At 72.9% G+C, this 17,361-nt stretch carries 17 protein-coding genes; 12 read left to right on the top strand and 5 right to left on the bottom strand.

Going from position 1 to position 17,361, the window contains the following annotated elements; genetic code table 11:
• Positions 1-37: 37 nt before the first annotated feature.
• Together ELQ39_RS10170 and nudC are read left to right on the top strand one after the other, a co-directional pair.
• Entirely contained in the window at positions 38-1,450 is a 1,413-nt protein-coding gene (locus ELQ39_RS10170) for a dipeptidase (RefSeq protein ID WP_242591697.1), read from the top strand.
• Positions 1,451-1,598: 148 nt separating this feature from the next.
• Positions 1,599-2,543, top strand: a complete 945-nt coding sequence (nudC, locus tag ELQ39_RS10165) for an NAD(+) diphosphatase (RefSeq protein WP_242591696.1) — start codon at positions 1,599-1,601, stop codon at positions 2,541-2,543.
• Positions 2,544-2,622: 79 nt separating this feature from the next.
• Here nudC and ELQ39_RS10160 read toward each other — a convergent pair whose 3' ends face one another.
• On the bottom strand, positions 2,623-2,865 hold the full coding sequence (locus ELQ39_RS10160) for a mycoredoxin (protein WP_033272097.1): 243 nt from the start codon (positions 2,863-2,865) through the stop codon (positions 2,623-2,625).
• Between the two features lie 192 nt (positions 2,866-3,057).
• Between ELQ39_RS10160 and ELQ39_RS10155 the strand changes: the two genes are divergently transcribed.
• The 5 genes from ELQ39_RS10155 (at position 3,058) to ELQ39_RS10135 (ending at position 6,943) form a co-directional block, all read left to right on the top strand.
• The gene (locus ELQ39_RS10155) at positions 3,058-5,268 is read left to right on the top strand and encodes an ATP-dependent DNA helicase UvrD2 (RefSeq protein ID WP_242591695.1); all 2,211 of its coding nucleotides are present in this window, start codon (positions 3,058-3,060) and stop codon (positions 5,266-5,268) included.
• Between the two features lie 164 nt (positions 5,269-5,432).
• Complete coding sequence (locus ELQ39_RS10150; protein ID WP_175449562.1) at positions 5,433-5,744, top strand: hypothetical protein; 312 nt, start codon at positions 5,433-5,435, stop codon at positions 5,742-5,744.
• Positions 5,745-5,914: 170 nt separating this feature from the next.
• Complete coding sequence (locus ELQ39_RS10145) at positions 5,915-6,283, top strand: WhiB family transcriptional regulator (protein ID WP_006134966.1); 369 nt, start codon at positions 5,915-5,917, stop codon at positions 6,281-6,283.
• A complete protein-coding gene (locus tag ELQ39_RS10140) occupies positions 6,280-6,603 on the top strand; it encodes a hypothetical protein (protein ID WP_190002509.1) in 324 nt (107 codons plus the stop codon). Before ELQ39_RS10145 ends, ELQ39_RS10140 begins: the two co-directional genes overlap by 4 nt.
• A gap of 133 nt (positions 6,604-6,736) precedes the next feature.
• Positions 6,737-6,943, top strand: coding sequence for a hypothetical protein (locus ELQ39_RS10135; RefSeq protein ID WP_225629463.1), 207 nt, complete (start codon positions 6,737-6,739; stop codon positions 6,941-6,943).
• Positions 6,944-6,989: 46 nt separating this feature from the next.
• Here ELQ39_RS10135 and ELQ39_RS10130 read toward each other — a convergent pair whose 3' ends face one another.
• Positions 6,990-8,357 carry an ABC1 kinase family protein gene (locus ELQ39_RS10130; protein ID WP_225629462.1) on the bottom strand — a complete coding sequence of 456 codons (1,368 nt, stop codon included), beginning with the start codon at positions 8,355-8,357 and terminating at the stop codon, positions 6,990-6,992.
• Positions 8,350-9,597 carry a TOMM precursor leader peptide-binding protein gene (locus tag ELQ39_RS10125; RefSeq protein ID WP_242591694.1) on the bottom strand — a complete coding sequence of 416 codons (1,248 nt, stop codon included), beginning with the start codon at positions 9,595-9,597 and terminating at the stop codon, positions 8,350-8,352. Before ELQ39_RS10125 ends, ELQ39_RS10130 begins: the two co-directional genes overlap by 8 nt.
• Before the next feature lie 254 nt (positions 9,598-9,851).
• Between ELQ39_RS10125 and ELQ39_RS10120 the strand changes: the two genes are divergently transcribed.
• The 4 genes from ELQ39_RS10120 to ELQ39_RS10105 all read left to right on the top strand — a co-directional run bounded on the left by ELQ39_RS10120 (position 9,852) and on the right by ELQ39_RS10105 (position 13,840).
• Positions 9,852-10,448: a SprT-like domain-containing protein gene (locus ELQ39_RS10120; RefSeq protein ID WP_190002513.1), complete on the top strand. Its 597-nt coding sequence runs from the start codon at positions 9,852-9,854 to the stop codon at positions 10,446-10,448.
• A 161-nt stretch (positions 10,449-10,609) separates the two neighbouring features.
• Positions 10,610-12,376: a TerD family protein gene (locus tag ELQ39_RS10115; protein WP_242591693.1), complete on the top strand. Its 1,767-nt coding sequence runs from the start codon at positions 10,610-10,612 to the stop codon at positions 12,374-12,376.
• 11 nt (positions 12,377-12,387) lie between these two features.
• Positions 12,388-13,068 carry an AIM24 family protein gene (locus ELQ39_RS10110; protein WP_093766947.1) on the top strand — a complete coding sequence of 227 codons (681 nt, stop codon included), beginning with the start codon at positions 12,388-12,390 and terminating at the stop codon, positions 13,066-13,068.
• Between the two features lie 16 nt (positions 13,069-13,084).
• The gene (locus ELQ39_RS10105; RefSeq protein ID WP_225628300.1) at positions 13,085-13,840 is read left to right on the top strand and encodes an AIM24 family protein; all 756 of its coding nucleotides are present in this window, start codon (positions 13,085-13,087) and stop codon (positions 13,838-13,840) included.
• Positions 13,841-13,937: 97 nt separating this feature from the next.
• Here the strand turns inward: ELQ39_RS10105 and ELQ39_RS10100 are convergent, their stop codons facing one another.
• Positions 13,938-14,465 (bottom strand): NUDIX hydrolase, encoded by a 528-nt coding sequence (locus ELQ39_RS10100; RefSeq protein WP_242591692.1) that lies wholly within the window; start codon positions 14,463-14,465, stop codon positions 13,938-13,940.
• On the bottom strand, positions 14,462-15,955 hold the full coding sequence (locus ELQ39_RS10095; protein WP_242591691.1) for a zinc-dependent metalloprotease: 1,494 nt from the start codon (positions 15,953-15,955) through the stop codon (positions 14,462-14,464). The genes ELQ39_RS10100 and ELQ39_RS10095 overlap by 4 nt, the downstream gene beginning before the upstream one ends.
• A 192-nt stretch (positions 15,956-16,147) precedes the next feature.
• On the opposite strand from ELQ39_RS10095, the gene ELQ39_RS10090 reads away from it, so the two are divergent.
• Positions 16,148-17,260, top strand: a complete 1,113-nt coding sequence (locus ELQ39_RS10090; RefSeq protein WP_190002518.1) for an NAD-dependent epimerase/dehydratase family protein — start codon at positions 16,148-16,150, stop codon at positions 17,258-17,260.
• Positions 17,261-17,361 lie beyond the last annotated feature (101 nt).

Genomic DNA, 17,361 nt, shown 5'->3' with positions numbered 1-17,361 from the left:
TCCGAGGACACCCCCGCGGGCCGATAGGCTCGTAGACATGAGCCAGCACGTTGACAATGCCGTCGACGCCGTCCGTACGTACATCGCAGACCATCGCACGGCGTTCCTCGACGACCTCTCCGCGTGGCTCCGCATCCCGTCCGTCTCGGCCCAGCCCGATCACACCCCCGACGTGCGCCGCAGCGCCGACTGGCTGGTCGCCGCCCTGAAGGACACCGGCTTCCCGGCCGCCGAGGTCTGGGACACCCCGGGCGCCCCGGCGGTGTACGCCGAGTGGCCCAGCGACGACCCCGGGGCGCCGACCGTCCTGGTGTACGGCCACCACGACGTGCAGCCCGCCGCCCGCGAGGACGGCTGGAACAGCGACCCGTTCGAACCCGTCGTCCGCGGCAACCGCCTCTACGCGCGCGGCGCCGCCGACGACAAGGGCCAGGTCTTCTTCCACACCCTGGGGGTGCGCGCCCACCTCGCCGCCACCGGCCGCACCAGCCCCGCCGTCCACCTCAAGCTGCTGATCGAGGGCGAGGAGGAGTCCGGCTCCCCGCACTTCCGGGAGCTCGTCGTGCGGAACGCGGACCGGCTCGCCGCCGACGCCGTGATCGTCTCCGACACCGGCATGTGGTCCGAGGACACCCCGACCGTGTGCACCGGCATGCGCGGCCTCGCCGAGTGCGAGATCCGCCTCTACGGCCCCGACCAGGACATCCACTCCGGCTCCTTCGGCGGCGCGGTGCCCAACCCGGCCACCGCGGCCGCCCGGCTGGTCGCCGCCCTGCACGACGAGCAGGGCCGGGTGGCGATCCCCGGCTTCTACGACGGCGTCGTCGAGCTCACCGACCGCGAACGCGAGCTCTTCGCCCGGCTGCCCTTCGACGAGGAGCGGTGGCTGAGCAGCGCCAAGTCGCACGGCACCGGCGGCGAGGCCGGCTACAGCACCCTGGAGCGCATCTGGGCGCGGCCCACCGCCGAGGTCAACGGCATCGGCGGCGGCTACCAGGGCCCCGGCAGCAAGACGATCATCCCGTCCTCCGCGATGGTGAAGCTGTCCTTCCGGCTGGTCGCGGGCCAGGACCCCGCGCACGTCCGGGACGCGGTCGCCGCCTGGGTGCCCGGCCGGCTGCCCGAGGGCGTCCGGCACGAGATCACCTTCAGCCCGGCCACCCGACCCTGCCTGACCCCGCTCGACCACCCCGCCCTGCAGTCGGTCGTCCGCGCGATGGGACGCGCCTTCGACAAACCCGTGCTGTTCACCCGAGAGGGAGGATCGGGACCGGCCGCCGACCTCCAGGACGTCCTGGACGCACCGGTGCTCTTCCTCGGCATCTCCGTCCCGTCCGACGGCTGGCACGCCCCCGACGAGAAGGTCGAGCTGGACCTGCTGCTGAAGGGCGCCGAGACAAGCGCCCACCTCTGGGGCGACCTCGCCGAGCACTGGCGGCACGCCCCCTGACCACCCGAGCCGTCCGAAGCGGGCGCCCGCGCGCGGCACACTGGAAGAGCCGCGCCACCGCCGCGCCCGCAGGACCCGGTCCCTCCCGCCCTCGTCCGCCAGACCGCCCGCGACCCGATCCGTTCCCCCGGGGGAGTTGGAAGCACCCGTGACCACCAGGACCGACCACACCGCCGACCGGCCCATCTCGCTCACCGCCCCGAGCGGCATCGACCGCGCCGCCCACCACCGGCTCGACGAGGCATGGCTCGCGGCGGCGTGGAGCCACCCCTCGACCCGCTGCTTCGTGGTCTCCGGCGGCCAGGTCCTCATCGACGAGGCACCGGACGGGCGCACCGAACTCGTCATGACCCCGTCCTTCGAGGCCCCGCTCACCGAGGCCCACCGCTACTTCCTCGGCATCGACGAGGACGGCGTCAGCTACTTCGCCCTGCAGAAGGACTCCCTGCCCGGCCGCATGGACGACTCCGCCCGCCCGGCCGGCCTGCGCGAGGCGGGGCTGCTGCTGTCGCCGCGCGAGGCGGGCCTGATGGTGCACGCCGTGGCGCTGGAGAACTGGCAGCGGCTGCACCGCTTCTGCTCGCGCTGCGGCGAGCGCACCGTCATCGCCGCCGCCGGGCACATCCGCCGCTGCCCCGCCTGCGGCGCCGAGCACTACCCGCGCACCGACCCCGCGGTGATCATGGCGGTGATCGACGACAAGGACCGCATCCTGCTCGGCCGCCAGGTCCACTGGCCCGAGGGCCGCTTCTCCACGCTCGCCGGGTTCGTCGAGCCGGGCGAGGCCATCGAGCAGTCGGTGCGCCGCGAGGTGCACGAGGAGGTCGGCATCGCCGTCGGCGAGGTCGAGTACGTCGCCAGCCAGCCCTGGCCGTTCCCCTCCAGCCTGATGCTCGGCTTCGTCGCCCACGCCACCTCCCATGAGATCACCGTGGACGGCGACGAGATCCACGAGGCCCGCTGGTTCTCCCGGGACGAACTGCGCGCCGCCTTCGAGTCCGGCGAGGTGCTCCCGCCCTACGGCATCTCCATCGCGGCCCGGCTGATCGAGCGCTGGTACGGCGAGGACCTGCCCACCCGCAGCGCCTTCTGAGCCGAGGGACCCGCACACGACGAAGCGGACGGCCGGTCCCGTGAGGGACGGCCGCCCGCTTCGTGCGCCCGTGGGACGCTCAGACGCCGATCTTCTGCTTGACCTGCGCGAGCGAGGGGTTGGTGAGCGTCGAACCGTCGGGGAACAGCACAGTGGGCACCGTCTGGTTGCCGCCGTTCGCCTTCTCCACGAAGGCCGCCGACTCGGGGTCCTGCTCGATGTTGATCTCGGTGTACGCGATGCCCTCACGGTCCATCTGGCTCTTCAGCCGACGGCAGTAGCCGCACCACGTGGTGCTGTACATCGTCACAGTGCCCTGCATGCCTCTCGCTCTCCTTCGGCGGCTCGGGAAACTCCTCGGTCCTCCGGGGAACGTACTTGAAAGCGAAGGCATTCCCGCCGTCCCTCCGGCCCCGGCAGCCGAGGCGTGACGCTTGTCGCATTCGTACGACCGTGAGCCCTTCCCTGTGGACAACCGGCTCACCCGCCACGGGCGACCTGGCAGCATGGCGGTGTGACAGCAGCAACGCACTCCACCCTCTTCCCGCGGGTACCGGACTCGGCCGACGCGGTGCTCGAAGGTCTCGACCCCGAGCAGCGCGCCGTCGCCACCGCGCTGCACGGGCCGGTGTGCGTGCTGGCGGGCGCCGGCACCGGCAAGACCAGGGCGATCACCCACCGCATCGCCTACGGGGTGCGCGCCGGGATCCTCCAGCCGTCCAGCGTCCTCGCCGTCACGTTCACCAACCGTGCGGCAGGGGAGATGCGCGGGCGGCTGCGCCAGCTCGGAGCGGTGGGAGTCCAGGCGCGGACGTTCCACTCCGCGGCCCTGCGTCAGCTCCAGTACTTCTGGCCCAAGGCGGTCGGCGGACCCCTGCCCCGGCTCGTCGACCGCAAGATCCAGCTGGTCGCCGACGCGGCCGCCGCCTGCCGGATCCGCCTGGACCGGGGCGAGCTGCGGGACGTCACCGCCGAGATCGAGTGGTCCAAGGTCACCCAGACCGTCCCCGCCGACTACACGGCCGCGACCGCCAAGGCAGGCCGGGAGACACCCCGCGACCCCGCCGAGATCGCCCAGCTCTACGCCGCCTACGAGGACCTCAAGCGCGAGCGCTCCGTCATCGACTTCGAGGACGTCCTGCTGCTCACCGTCGCCGTCCTCCAGGACCGGCACGACATCGCCGAGCAGGTGAGGGCGCAGTACCAGCACTTCGTCGTCGACGAGTACCAGGACGTCAGCCCCCTCCAGCAGCGCCTGCTGGAGCTGTGGCTCGGCGACCGGGAGAACCTGTGCGTGGTCGGCGACGCCAGCCAGACCATCTACTCCTTCACCGGCGCGACCCCGGACCATCTGCTCGACTTCCGCGTCCGCCACCCGGGCGCCACCGTCGTCAAGCTCGTCCGCGACTACCGCTCGACGCCCCAGGTGGTCCGCCTGGCCAACGGCCTGCTCGCCCAGGCGAAGGGCCGCGCCGCCGACCACCGGCTCGAGCTGGTCTCCCAGCGCCCCGCGGGACCCGAGCCGGTCTTCACCGAGTACACCGACGAGCCCGCCGAGGCCGAGGGCGCCGCCCGCCGCATCCGCGAGCTGATCGGCTCGGGCGTCCCGGCGAGCGAGATCGCCGTCCTGTTCCGCACCAACTCCCAGTCCGAGACCTACGAGCAGGCACTCGCCGACGCCGGCGTGCCCTACCAGCTGCGCGGGGCCGAGCGGTTCTTCGACCGTCCCGAGGTGCGCAACGCCATCACCGCCCTGCGCGCCGCGGCCCGCTTCGGCGGCAACGACGCGCTCCTCGACGACGCCCCCGACCTGCCCTCCCAGGTGCGGGCCGTGCTCTCCGGCAAGGGCTGGACGCCCCAGCCGCCGGCCGGGTCGGGCGCGGTCCGGGAGAGCTGGGAGTCCCTCGCCGCACTGGTGCACCTCGCCCAGGACTTCGCCGCCGCCAACGCCGGCGCCACGCTCGCCGACCTCGTCGTCGAACTGGACGAGCGGGCCGGCGCCCAGCACGCCCCCACGGTCCAGGGAGTCACGCTCGCCTCGCTGCACGCGGCCAAGGGCCTGGAGTGGGACGTCGTCTTCCTGGTCGGCGTCGCCGAAGGGATGATGCCGATCACCTACGCCAAGACGGACGAGCAGATCGAGGAGGAGCGCCGTCTCCTCTATGTCGGCGTCACCCGCGCCCGCGAGCACCTCCACCTCTCCTGGGCGCTCGCCCGCTCCCCGGGCGGCCGTGCGAACCGGCGCCCGAGCCGCTTCCTCACCGGACTGCGCCCCGGCTCACAGGCCGTTGCCGGCCGCGCGGGCGCGGCAGGAGCGGGCGCGGTGGAGCACGGCTCCTGGACGGCGGCGGCCACCGCGGTCCCCGAGCAGGCGCCGCGCCGCAGGCAGCGCACCCCCGCCCGCTGCCGCGTCTGCGGCCGCACGCTGACCGACGGCGGCGAGATGAAGCTGATGCGCTGCGAGGACTGCCCCTCCGACATGGACGAGGGCCTGTACGAGCGGCTGCGCGAGTGGCGCGGTGAGCAGGCGCGGCGCAGCGGCCAGCCGGCCTTCTGCGTCTTCACCGACAAGACGCTGATCGCCATCGCCGAGGCGGTCCCCGACGACGAGCACGAACTGGCCCGCATTCCCGGGGTGGGCATGCGCAAGCTGCGCCGTTACGGCGCCGACGTGCTGGCCCTCTGCGCGGGCCGCGACCCCGCCGAGGGACAAGATCAGGACTGACGCGAACTCGTCGGAAAAATAGTTTGCGCATGCCCCGGGAATCCCCATAGGTTCTTAGCCACGGGGACAGCGGCCTTCTCGGAGGCCCTGATTCCGTGTTGTACTTGCATATCCGCGGACCGGTTCGCCCGGTCCCCCTGAGACGCCGAGAGGAGGCGAGTCCAGTGATCAGCATCAACACCAGCGTCAAACTGACCGATCGCTCGGCCGTCTCCCTGTGCATGCTCGGCGCCTCGAACCAGGGCACCGGTCTGTCCGGCATTCGTGCCGTCCGTCCGGCGTCCTCCCTCGCTCCCGCGGGCCTTGTCGTCCGTGAGCGCGATGAGCGACCGACCAAGGCACTGGAAGCAGCAGTAGTGGCACAGGCGCAGGCCTATGCCTTTGCGGCGGCCGGTGCCGGATTCCGGAAGCAGACGACGCAGCACCACCTGATGTGGGCCTTCCGTGGGCCAGAACCCTGGAGTGATCCAGCCTGATTCGATCAGGCCGGCGCCTTCAGGGCCGCGGAACCCCATCCGGGATCCGCGGCCCTTCTGTTTGCCCGAACGGGGAGACAGGACAAGGCGCCTCGGGACAAGAAAAGAACCCGGTACCAGCCGCACACCCGGCCGACCGGCCGGAAACGACCAGACGAGGAAGACCAGCCGTGCAACTCGAAGCGCACGCCCCGTCCGTACCGCCTTCCGACACGATCCCCAAGCCCGGCTCCACGGAGGACCCGACCTTGACTCCGCTCACCGCGCTCACCGCGCTCGACGACGCCATCGAGAACCTCGGCGTACCCGTCCCGTGCCGCTCCTACGACCCGGAGGTCTTCTTCGCCGAGTCGCCCGCGGACGTCGAGTACGCCAAGTCCCTCTGCCGTACCTGCCCGCTGGTCGAGGCCTGCCTCGCCGGCGCCAAGGAGCGGCGTGAGCCCTGGGGCGTCTGGGGTGGCGAGCTGTTCGTCCAGGGTGTTGTCGTCGCCCGGAAGCGGCCGCGTGGCCGCCCGCGCAAGAACCCGGTCTCGGCATGAACACCCCCGGAACGATCGACCGCCCCCTCACGCACGACCCCCAGAAGCAGGCCCCGATGACGCCGTCCACCCACGAGCCCGCCGGCTCCGCGACCGAAGACTTCACCACCAGCGGTGCGAACGACTCGCGCCAGAACAGGACCCGAGAGATGCAACTCATCCCAGAAGCCCTGGCTCGTGCGCATATGCACGACCGACTGCAGGAGGCGCAACGGGAGAGGCAGGCCAGCAGCCTGCTGACCGCGCGCCGGATGCAGCGCCGGGCCGAGCGCGCCTCGCGGCGTGCCCGCCGGGCGCTCGCCATGGCGGTCATGCAGTAGGCCACGCCGCCTGAAGCGACGGCCTCCGAGCCGGAGGCCCCGATCTTCCCGCGGGGGCCGGTCCGTGTGAACGGACCGGCCCCCGCGGTGCGTTGAGGAAGCGGAGTGCTCGGCACGGGGTTATCGTCGCCGCGTGACCAGTCCTCACGAAGGCGACGACGAGGGCTCCGCCGCGGAGCCCGAGCCGCTTGCCTGCGCCCGCTGCGGTGTCCTCGCCGAGGGGACGCCGCCGACCTGGACCCTCTCCGTGGAGAACGGCGTCCGTCTGCACTGCTGCGAGCGCTGCTCCCGGGAGAACCTGCGCGCGATCGAGGGGCGCCTCGACTCGCGGTGGTGGTGAACGCCCCGGCCCGGCCGGGACCCCGGCACGCCCGGCCCGGGTACGGTCAGGCCTGCGCCGCTTCCTCCTCCTCGCCCGGCTCCCCGGGGACGAACTCCGGCAGCCAGTCCTCCAGTTCGTCCCGCAGCCGCACCGTCGCCCCGAGCTGGCACAGCACACCGATGGTGCTCAGCGTGACCCGGTGGATCAGCAGATAGGCCGGCGGCAGATTGAGCTGCTTGGCCAACTGGTAGGCGGGGGACCGGACGTCCGCTATCCGGGCCGCCTGACCGCGCATCCAGCCACGGGTGAACGTGAACGCCTCGACCCGGGCCGGCTCGATGATCGGCAGCAGGTAGTCGAGGACCGCGTCGGGGTCCAGCTCGACGGACTCCTTGACGAAGCCCTCGGCGCAGAGCATCTCGTAGACGGCCTCCGCCTCGCCGTCCAGTGTCATCCGCAGCGCCTCGCCGATGGGGGCGGGCAGCCCGCCCGGCAGCCGGTCGACCGTGCCGAAGTCCAGGACGCCCAGGCGCCAGTCGTCCTCGCCGCCGGGACCTCCGGGCAGCAGACGGAAGTTGCCCGGGTGCGGGTCGGCGTGCAGCAGACCCGTGCGGGCGGGCCCGGAGAACAGGAAACGAGCCAGCAGTTGCCCGGCCCGGTCGCGCTGCTCCTCGGTGCCGTCCGCGATGACCTCCGACAGAGGGGTGCCGTCGAGCCACTCGGTGACCAGCACCTGGTCGCACTGGTGCACCACGTCCGGCACGACCACGTCCGGGTCGCCGGCGAACTCCTCCGCGTGCGCCCGCTGCGCCTGCGCCTCCAGGCCGTAGTCCAGTTCCTCGGAGACCCGGTCCTTCAGCTCCGTGATGAGCGGCTTGACGTCCATGCCGGGGACCAGCGGTCCCAGCAGCCGTGCGAAACGGCTCAGCTGGTTGAGATCGGAGAGCAGGGCCTCACCGGCGCCCGGGTACTGCACCTTGACCGCGACCTCACGGCCGTCGTGCCACACCGCCCGGTGCACCTGACCGATGGAGGCCGCCGCGGCCGGTTTGTCGTCGAAGGTCAGGAACAGCTCCTGCCAGTCCTCGCCCAGGCGCTCCGCCAGCACCCCGTGCACCGTGCGGGTCGGCATGGGCGGGGCGGCCTCCTGAAGCTTGGTCAGGGCGGCGCGGTAGGGCCCCGCGACCTCCTCGGGCAGCGCCGACTCGAACACCGACAAGGCCTGGCCGAACTTCATGGCGCCGCCCTTGAGCTCGCCCAGCACCTTGAACAGCTGGTCGGCGGTGCGCTGCTGGAGCTCGCGGCCGACCAGCTCCGCGGACTCGCCCACGATCCGCTTGCCGAGTCCCCAGGTGGCCCGCCCGGCGAAGCCGAGCGGGAGCGCGGCCAGCTTGGCGGTGCGGGTGACCGCCTTGCGGGGAAGATCAGACATGCGCCCTCCAGGTCCCTGCCGGCCGCTCCGCGTCCGCCTGACGGCGCGACTCCTTCGACGGCCCGTGCCCGGCCATTGTCTCGCGCGACCCCCCGTCGGCGGAGGTGTGTTCTCCCTTACCTTTCTCCGGGCCGCTGTCACCCCCGTCAGGACCGGTGCCCGCCGCCCCGCACGGGCAGCGGCGGTGCGGCACGACAGGCCGGGGCTGCCAGTGCAACTGGGGCAGGGACACCTCCCAGCGGGCGCCCGCGCTGGACGGGACCCGCCCGTCGAGGAAGGCCAGCGCGTGCGCGGCGGCCAGACCGGCGACCGTGGCGGCCAGCGTCAGATCGCAGGCGCCCACCCTGCGCTGCCGGCCCGAGCGCCACTGGGCCACCAGCCGCGGCCACGCCGGGTCCCGGTCGATCCGCTCCTCCTGGAGACAGCCCGCGCACGCCGTCTCGCCGGGCAGGACGAGGGGACCGACGACACCGGTGCCCTCCACCACCCCGGTATGGAGATGCGGAGTGCCTGACGCCAGGAGAGGTTCGGCGGACACCGGATCCGGAGCGTGCACGGCGACGTCGTCCCGCGGGGCGAGCACGACCAGGGAGTGGCCGGTGACGTCCTCGGCCAGGGCCGAGCGGGCCGTACCGCGCGGAGGGCGGTCAGGCGCGCACCGGCGTACGAGCCGACGGGCCGCCTCCTCCCTGCGCTCGCCGACCGCCTCGGCCGGCAGCCCGCCCGGCGCCACGTCCCACGGCTCCACCCGGCCGACGTCCCGCACCTCGACCTCACCGACACCCGCCCCCGACAGCAGCGCCGCCACCGCCGCCCCCACCCGGCCCAGGCCTCTGACCTGCACCCGCATGCTCCGCCGCGCCGCCAGCACGCGCAGCGGGTCGCCCGGCCCGGCGGTGGTCAGGCCGAGCGAGGCCCAGTCAGGACGGAGCCGGTCCAGCACCTCGGGTCTCCCGCGCAGGGCGTCGGCGGCCGGCCCGCCACCCCGGGAGTCGTCCATGAGCCCAGCTTGTGACAGCCGCCGCACCAGTCGGTCGACATGACCGTCGGGCAGCTCCATGCGGCGGCCCTCCTCGCGCAGCAGCTCCAGTCCTCGCGTGCCGTCGAGCAGCTCCAGCAGGCTGCCCGTGGCCGTGTCCACCGGGCCCAGGGTCAGCGCCTGGGCCGGCGTCATCCCGAACTGCACGGTGTTGCGGTCGCGCCAGCCGCGCCTGAGGGCGGGCTTGAGCATCGGATGCATGACTGACCCCCGTCTGTCCTGATACGCACCTGGTCCACCCCTGCGGCCAGGAGTGACGCCTCTCACAGACCGGCCCGGTTCCGTCGCGGGTCCCGGGGCCGGCGCTGCCAGCATGCCCGGGTCCGTCACCGGGCCGTCGGGAGTTGTCCACAAGTGCCCGAATTCGTCGTACAAATCCGGCGCTCGGTGACGGGATCGTCGGAGAAGCGTCCCGGAGCCGGGACTTCCCCCGGTCCAGCGGGTACGGTCGGGACGTGCCCGCCGACCCACTGCACCGCGCCGGAACGTCTCAGCGCAGCGCGAAGAGCCAGCCGACGGACGGCTCACGGGCGAGCGCGATCGAGGTCCGCAGGAGTGCCCGCCGACGCCGGACGGTCTCCGCGTACCGCGAGGGCGATCGCACCGTCGTGCTCATCCCCGCCCGGATGTCCGAGGCGGAGGAGCAGCGCTGGGTGCGCGTCATGCTCGACAAACTCGCCGCCCAGGAGAGCAGACGGACCCTCGGGGACGCCGAGCTGGCCGAGCGCGCGCGGCGCCTGTCCGCGCAGTACTTCGACGGGCGGGCCCGCCCCCGCTCGGTGCGCTGGGTGACCAACCAGAACACGCGCTGGGGTTCCTGCACCCCGTCCGACGGGAGCATCCGGCTGTCCCACCGGCTCCAGGGCATGCCGGAGTACGTCGTCGACTACGTGCTCTGCCATGAGCTGGCGCACCTGCTGGTGCCCGGTCACGGACCCCGGTTCTGGCGGCTCCTCGAGGCCTACCCGCGGACCGAACGGGCCCGCGGCTACCTCGAGGGCGTGGTCGCGGCCGACCGCCTGCCGCACGTCCCCGGCGTCCGGGACGAGTGACACCGCCCGGCGCAGACGTCCCCGGACGCCTCCCGGCGGGAACGCGGAGCGAGGGCTCCTGCGCGTTCTGTACCGGGTCTGTACCGACTCCCTCCGGTGTCGGGTATTGCCGTTAGCCTGGCGCGACGCACTCACATACGGGATGGGGGACGGTCGTACGTATGGCCAGGGAATTCCAACGCGGCCACAAGGCCAGGATCAGTGACCTCACCGCGGGCACGGACCTGTACGTCGGGGTACAGATCGCCGGCCCGGGGCTCAGCTTCGACATCAGCTGCTTCGGACTCGACGCCGACGAACGGCTCTCCGACGACCGGTACTTCGTCTTCTACAACCAGCCGAAGTCCCCCGAGGAGTCCATCCAGCTGCTGGGCGCCCAGGCGGGCGACACGGAGTCCTTCCGCGTGACGCTCGACCGGATCCCGCAGCAGATCAGGAAGCTCTCCTTCACGGCGACCATCGACGGCGCCGGGCAGATGTCGCAGATCGGTCCCGGGTACATCCGTATCGTCGCCGGCGGCGAGGAAGTGGCGCGGTACCCGTTCAACGGCTCGGAGTTCACCACCGAGCGGGCCGTGATGCTCGGCGACTTCTACTTCAAGGACGTGTGGCGGTTCGCCGCCGTCGGGCAGGGCTTCGACGGCGGTCTCGACGCGCTGCTGCGGAACTTCGGCGGCGAGGTGGCCGAGGACGAGCCCGCGGCGCCCGAGCCGCAGCAGGCCCCGCAGCCGCAGACCCCGCAGGCCGCGCCCGGTTTCGCCCCGCCCGCGTTCGGCGTTCCCGGAGGCGGCGCGCCCGCACCGGCCCCCGCTCCCGTGCCGCAGCCCGCCCAGGGGTTCGCGCCCCCGCCGGCCCCCGCGCCCGCCGCACCGCCGGTGCACTCGGCGCCGACCATCGTCGCGCCCATGCAGACGCCGCCCGGCGGCTCGCCGGTGCCGCCCCCGGCCCCGGCGCCCGCCCCCTACGGCGGCCAGACGCCCCCGCCGCCCCCGGGCTACGGACAGCCGCCCGCCCCACCGCAGGCCCCTGCCCCGCCGCCGGGTTACGGCCAGTCCCCGGCCGCGCCGCAGGCCCCCGCGCCCCCGGCCGGTTACGGCCGTCCGCCCGCCGCCCCGCAGGCGCCCGTTCCGCCGCCCGGCTACGGACACCAGCCCCCGCCCGGACAGATGCCGCCCGGTCAGATGCCTCACCAGCAGGCCCCCTACGGCGCACCCCAGGGGATGCCCCAGGGGATACCTCAGGGAATGCCGCAGGGCGCACCGCAGACACCCGGCGTGCTCGGCGCGCTCCAGCAGTTCAAGGAGACGCCCACCGGACAGCGCTGGACCCAGCAGAACAAGAAGCTGGTCCGCGCCGACCTGAGCATCGGCGGCACGCCCGTGCTGGCCCGCCAGGGCAGCATGGTGCTCTACCAGGGCAAGGTCGACTTCAGCTACAAGGGCGCCGGCTTCACCGGCCGTGTCGTCGGCAACGCCACCGGCCAGGAGATGCAGCTGATGCGCTGCACCGGCCAGGGTCAGGTGTTCTTCGCCGAGAACTCCACGATGCTGCACCCGATCGAGCTCCAGGGCGACGCCGTGTGCGTCTCCGCCGAGAACGTCCTCGCCTTCGACGAGGGCCTCCAGTACGAGGTCCGCCGCATCGAGGGGCACGGCATCCCCTGCGGCGCGCTGTTCACGATGCAGTTCCAGGGCACCGGCACGATCGTCGTGAAGACGCACGGCATCCCCGTGGTGCTGCCGGTCACGCCCACCACGTTCGCCGACGCCAACGCCGTCGTGGCGTGGTCCGCCGCCGCCCAGGTGGTCGTCTCCAGCCAGGTGCGGATGCGCCGCAACTCCTACCCCGGCGCCACGGGCGAGAGCGTGAACCTGCAGTTCCGGGGCGCGCCCGGCAACTTCATCGTCGTCCAGCCGTACGAGATCTGAGGGAGCCCGTCATGAACCAGCCACTCGCGGGCTACGCCCCCGCACCCGTCACCGCCCGCATGGAGAACCACGGCAACCACATGCTGAAGGTCGCCATGCAGACCGGGCACGACCTCCTCGCGCGCGTCGGCTCGATGGTCGCCTACGAGGGCTTCGTCCAGTACGAGCCCAACCCGCCCGCCGTCCGGCAGATCGCGAAGGACTGGCTCACCGGCGAGGGCGCCCCCCTGATGAAGTGCTCCGGCGACGGCCTGCTCTACCTGGCCGACTACGGCGCCAACGTCGTCGTGATCAACCTCAACGGCGAGGGCATCTCCGTCAACGCCACCAACCTGCTCGCCTTCGACGCGCACCTCACCTGGGGCGTGGAGCGGGTCAAGGGCCTGGCCAAGTTCGCCGGGCAGGGCCTGTGGAACACCAAGATCTCCGGCCAGGGCTGGGTCGCGCTCACCTCGCGCGGCAAGCCCATCGTCGTCGACTGCGGAGGAGGCGAGGACGAGACGTACGTCGACCCGGACGCGCTGGTCGCCTGGTCCCCGAACCTCAAGGTGAAGGGCAAGCGCAGCTTCCGCGCCCAGTCGCTGATCGGCCGCGGCAGCGGCGAGGCCTACCAGATGGCCTTCTCCGGTCAGGGCATCGTCGTCGTCCAGCCCAGCGAGGACAGCACCGACCGTCTCCGGGTCCGGGGCTGAGGGGGAGCAGCACACCATGCAGAGTCCGCTTTTCGCGCACAACGAGCAGCAGACCCAGGACCGCTGGAGCCTGCAGAACCAGCAGATGCTCCGGGTCGCCCTCGACGGCCACGAGGACGTCCTCGCCCGCAAGGGCGCCATGGTCGCCTACCAGGGTCTCGTCGAGTTCGACGCCGAGTACCAGAGCAACCAGCAGTCCCGCGCGCGGGCGCACACCGGCGAGGGCCTGGACCTGATGCGCTGCCACGGGCAGGGCACCGTCTATCTCGCCAATCTCGCCCAGCGCATCCACATCATGGACGTCGAGCAGGACGGCCTGACGGTCGACAGCAGCTACGTCCTCGCCATGGACTCCTCGCTGCACCACGAGGTCATCGCCGTCGACAGCCTCTACGGCATCTCCGGCTCGGGGAAGTACCAGCTCAACATCACCGGCCGGGGCAAGGTCGCGCTCATGACGTCGGGCATGCCGCTGCTGCTCCAGGTGACGCCGGACAAGTACGTCAACTGCGACGCCGACGCCATCGTCGCCTGGTCCACGTCGCTGCGGGTGCAGATGCAGGCCCAGACGCACTCCTCCGGGGTGTGGCGGCGCCGCGGCAACACCGGCGAGGGCTGGGAGCTCAGCTTCATGGGCAACGGCTTCGCGTTGGTCCAGCCGAGTGAACTGCTGCCGCCGCAGAACGCCCAGATCGGCGGCGGCCTCGCCGCGCAGTACGGCATGGGCCAGCAGGGCGCACGCGGCCAGAACCAGGGCAACGTCTGGAGCTGACGCCCCGGGCACCCGAGCCGGCCTCCGGAGCCGGGCACCGGCTCCGGACAATGAAAGGGGCCGCGCCTTCTCGAAGGCGCGGCCCCTTTCACGTGCCTCAGGCGTCGAGCCTCGCGCGCGTGGCGTCGAGCAGCCGTACGACCGAGTCGTCCGCCACCTCCGGCACCTCGTCGTACGGGAACCAGCGCACGTCCAGGGACTCGTCGCTGACCGCGTGCACGGCGTCCGGCGTGGCCAGGGCCGCGTACTGCACGTCGAAGTGGCAGTGGCAGGGCGGCGGGATGGGATGCCGGTCAAGGCGCACCGGACCGCCCGGGAGCAGCGTCAGACCCGCGACGCCCGACTCCTCGGTCGCCTCCCGCAGCGCCGCCGCGGCCAGCGTGGCGTCGCCGGGCTCGCAGTGGCCGCCCATCTGGAGCCACATCCGCAGCTTCCTGTGCAGGGTCAGCAGCACCCTGCCGCGCTCGGGGTCGACCACCAGCGCGCTCGCCGTGAGATGGCCGTCGCCGCACGCCTTCCACAGACCGTCCGGATGCGCGGCCAGGTGCTCCAGGTACGCGTCCCTCAGCTCGGGCTGGTCCTCGTACGCCTTGAGGACCAGCACCGCGTCGTCGTGCAGGCTCACTCGGTGCCGTCGCCCTTGTCCTTGTCGCCCCTGCCGTCCCGGTCGCCCTCGTCCGCGGCGTCGGTGTCCTTGGTGTTCCCGGCCTCCCCGGCGTCCTTCTTGCGCAGGTCGGGCTTGTCGGCGGCCTCGCCGAGCATCTTGTCCAGCTCGGAGAAGTCGATCTGCTCCCGGTGCACGAAGCCGTCCGGGTCGTCCAGATCGGTGGCCGTCGGCAGCATGTCCGGGTGCGCCCACAGCGCGTCCCGGCCGTCCACCCCGCGCGCGTCGGTGAGCGAGGCCCACAGGCGCGAGGCGTCGCGCAGCCGGCGCGGACGCAGCTCCAGGCCGATCAGCGTGGCGAACGTCTGCTCGGCAGGACCGCCCGAGGCGCGGCGGCGGCGCAGCGTCTCCCGCAGGGCGTCCGCCGACGACAGCCGCGGCTTGGCCGCCGCGTGCACGACGGCGTCCACCCAGCCCTCGACGAGCGCCAGCGCCGTCTCCAGACGGGCCAGGGCCGCCTTCTGCTCGGGCGTGTCCTCCGGCTGGAACATGCCCTGCTGGAGCGCCTCCTGCAACTGCTCCGGGTTCTGCGGGTCGAACTGGCCGACCACGTCCTCCAGCTTGCCGGTGTCGACCTTGATGCCGCGGGCGTAGCCGTCGACCGCGCCGAACAGATGCGAGCGCAGCCACGGGACGTGCGCGAAGAGGCGCTGGTGGGCGGCCTCGCGCAGGGCGAGGTACAGCCGCACCTCCTCCTGCGGGACGCCCAGGTCCTTGCCGAAGGTCTCGACGTTCAGCGGCAGCAGCGCGGCCTTGCCGGCCGGGCCCAGGGGCAGGCCGATGTCGGACGAGCCGACGACCTCGCCGGCGAGCACGCCGACGGCCTGGCCGATCTGCGTGCCGAACATGGCGCCGCCCATGGAGCGCATCATGCCGATCAGCGGGCCGGCCATGGCCTGCATCTCCTCCGGCAGGACGTCGCCCATGGCGTTCCCGACGCGCTCGGCGACCGGGTCGACCAGCTCCCGCCACGCGGGCAGGGTCGCCTCGACCCACTCCGCGCGGCTCCAGGCCAGCGCGGAGTTCGCACCGGACGGCAGGGAAGTTGCGTCGTCCAGCCACAGGTCGGCCAGCCGGACGGCGTCCTCCACGGCCCTGCGCTCGGCGGGGCCGACGCTGGCGTCCTTGGAGCCCTGCGCGGTGCCCTGGGCGACCGTCTGGCGGGCGATCTGCTTGGCCATGTCCCAGTTCACCGGGCCGCCCTCGTAGGAGAGCATCTGTCCGAGCTGCTGGAACGCGGCGCCCAGATCGCCCGGGTTCATCGACCCGAACATCGCGGCGAACGGATTGTCCGCGCCGGAACCGCCAAAGCCGCCCGCCCCGGGCATGCCGAAGCCGAACGGGTTGGCCGGGCCCTGACCACCGCCGCCCTGCGGGTCCTTCTTCTTGCCTTCGTCGCCGTCGTCCGGCTCCTCCGGCGGAAGGCCGAATCCGAATGGGGTGTCACTCACGGGTTTCCTCGGCTTGTAGGGCCACCGGTTCTTTCCGGCGGCACGGCTGCCCGACAACACCACCCAGCGTAGACACCTGAGACGGTTCGGGCCTCGGTGCTTCGCCGACAGGAGGCCTGCGGCAGGATGGATGCCACCTGGTACGTACGCGTCGCTTGCGCTCGTACTGAAGACAACCGCTGGAGACGCCCGGTGAGTTCCCCAGATCCGCAGGTTCGCGCAGCGCGAAACAAGTCAACCAGTCGTCCGCCCCGCGGGCCCGTCGTGGCGGTCACCGGTGCCGCCTCCGGCGTCGGGGCCCTGCTCACCGAGCGGCTCGCCGCGTCGGAGGAGGTCAAGCAGGTCGTCGCCATCGACGAGCGGCGCGGCGGGTGCGCCGAGGCCGAGTGGCACATCCTGGACGTCCGCGACCCCGCGATCGCGGACCGGCTGCGCGGGGCCGACGTGGTCGTCCACCTGGCCCTCGACCTGGACCTGGAGACCGACGCGGCCGCCCGTACGGCCTACAACGTGCGCGGCACGCAGACGGTGCTGACCGCGGCCGCGGCGGCCGGGGTGCACCGGGTGGTGCTGTGCACCTCGACCATGGTCTACGGGGCGCTGCCCGACAACGAGCTGCCACTGTCCGAGGACGCGGAGCTGCGCGCCACCGCCGAGGCCACGGGCGTCGGCGACCTCCTGGAGATCGAGCGGCTGGCCCGCCGGGCGCCCCGCGCGCACCCCGGGCTCAACGTCACCGTGGTGCGCCCCGCCGTGCTGGTCGGCGGCACCGACACCGCGCTGACCAGGTACTTCGAGTCGCCGCGGCTGCTGGTGGTGGCCGGTTCCCGGCCCGCTTGGCAGTTCTGCCACGTCGACGACCTGTGCAGCGCCCTGGAGTACGCCGTGCTGGAGAAGGTCGACGGCGAGCTGGCCGTGGGCTGCGACGGCTGGCTGGAACAGGAGGAGGTCGAGGAGCTCAGCGGCATCCGGCGGATGGAGCTGCCGTCGGCGGTGGCGCTCGGCGCTGCGGCCCGGCTGCACCGCATCGGGCTCACCCCGTCCCCGGCCGGTGACCTGGCGTACACCATGCACCCCTGGGTGGTCAGCGGCAGCCGGCTGCACGACGCCGGGTGGCGTCCCGCGTACACCAACGAGGAGGTGCTCGCGCAGCTGCTCGACGAGGTGTCCGGCCGGCACACGGTCGCGGGCCGCCGGCTGGGCCGCAAGGACGCGACGGCCGCGGGCGCGGCGGGCGCGACGGTCGCGCTGCTCGGCGCGGCGGCGGTGGTGCGCCGGGCCCGGAAGGCGCGCCGCCGGATCTGACCCGGACCGGCCCCTCCGGGGAGGCCGCGCACCGGCGCCTTCGGAGGACCCTCCGAAGCACCACGCGCGCGTACCGGGCGATCCGGCTGTTCCGCGCCGTC

It is taken from the genome of Streptomyces sp. GB4-14 (genome assembly GCF_022696125.1).
Classification (GTDB): Bacteria; Actinomycetota; Actinomycetes; order Streptomycetales; family Streptomycetaceae; genus Streptomyces; species Streptomyces werraensis.
This window is presented reverse-complemented; position numbering and strand designations above follow the sequence as displayed.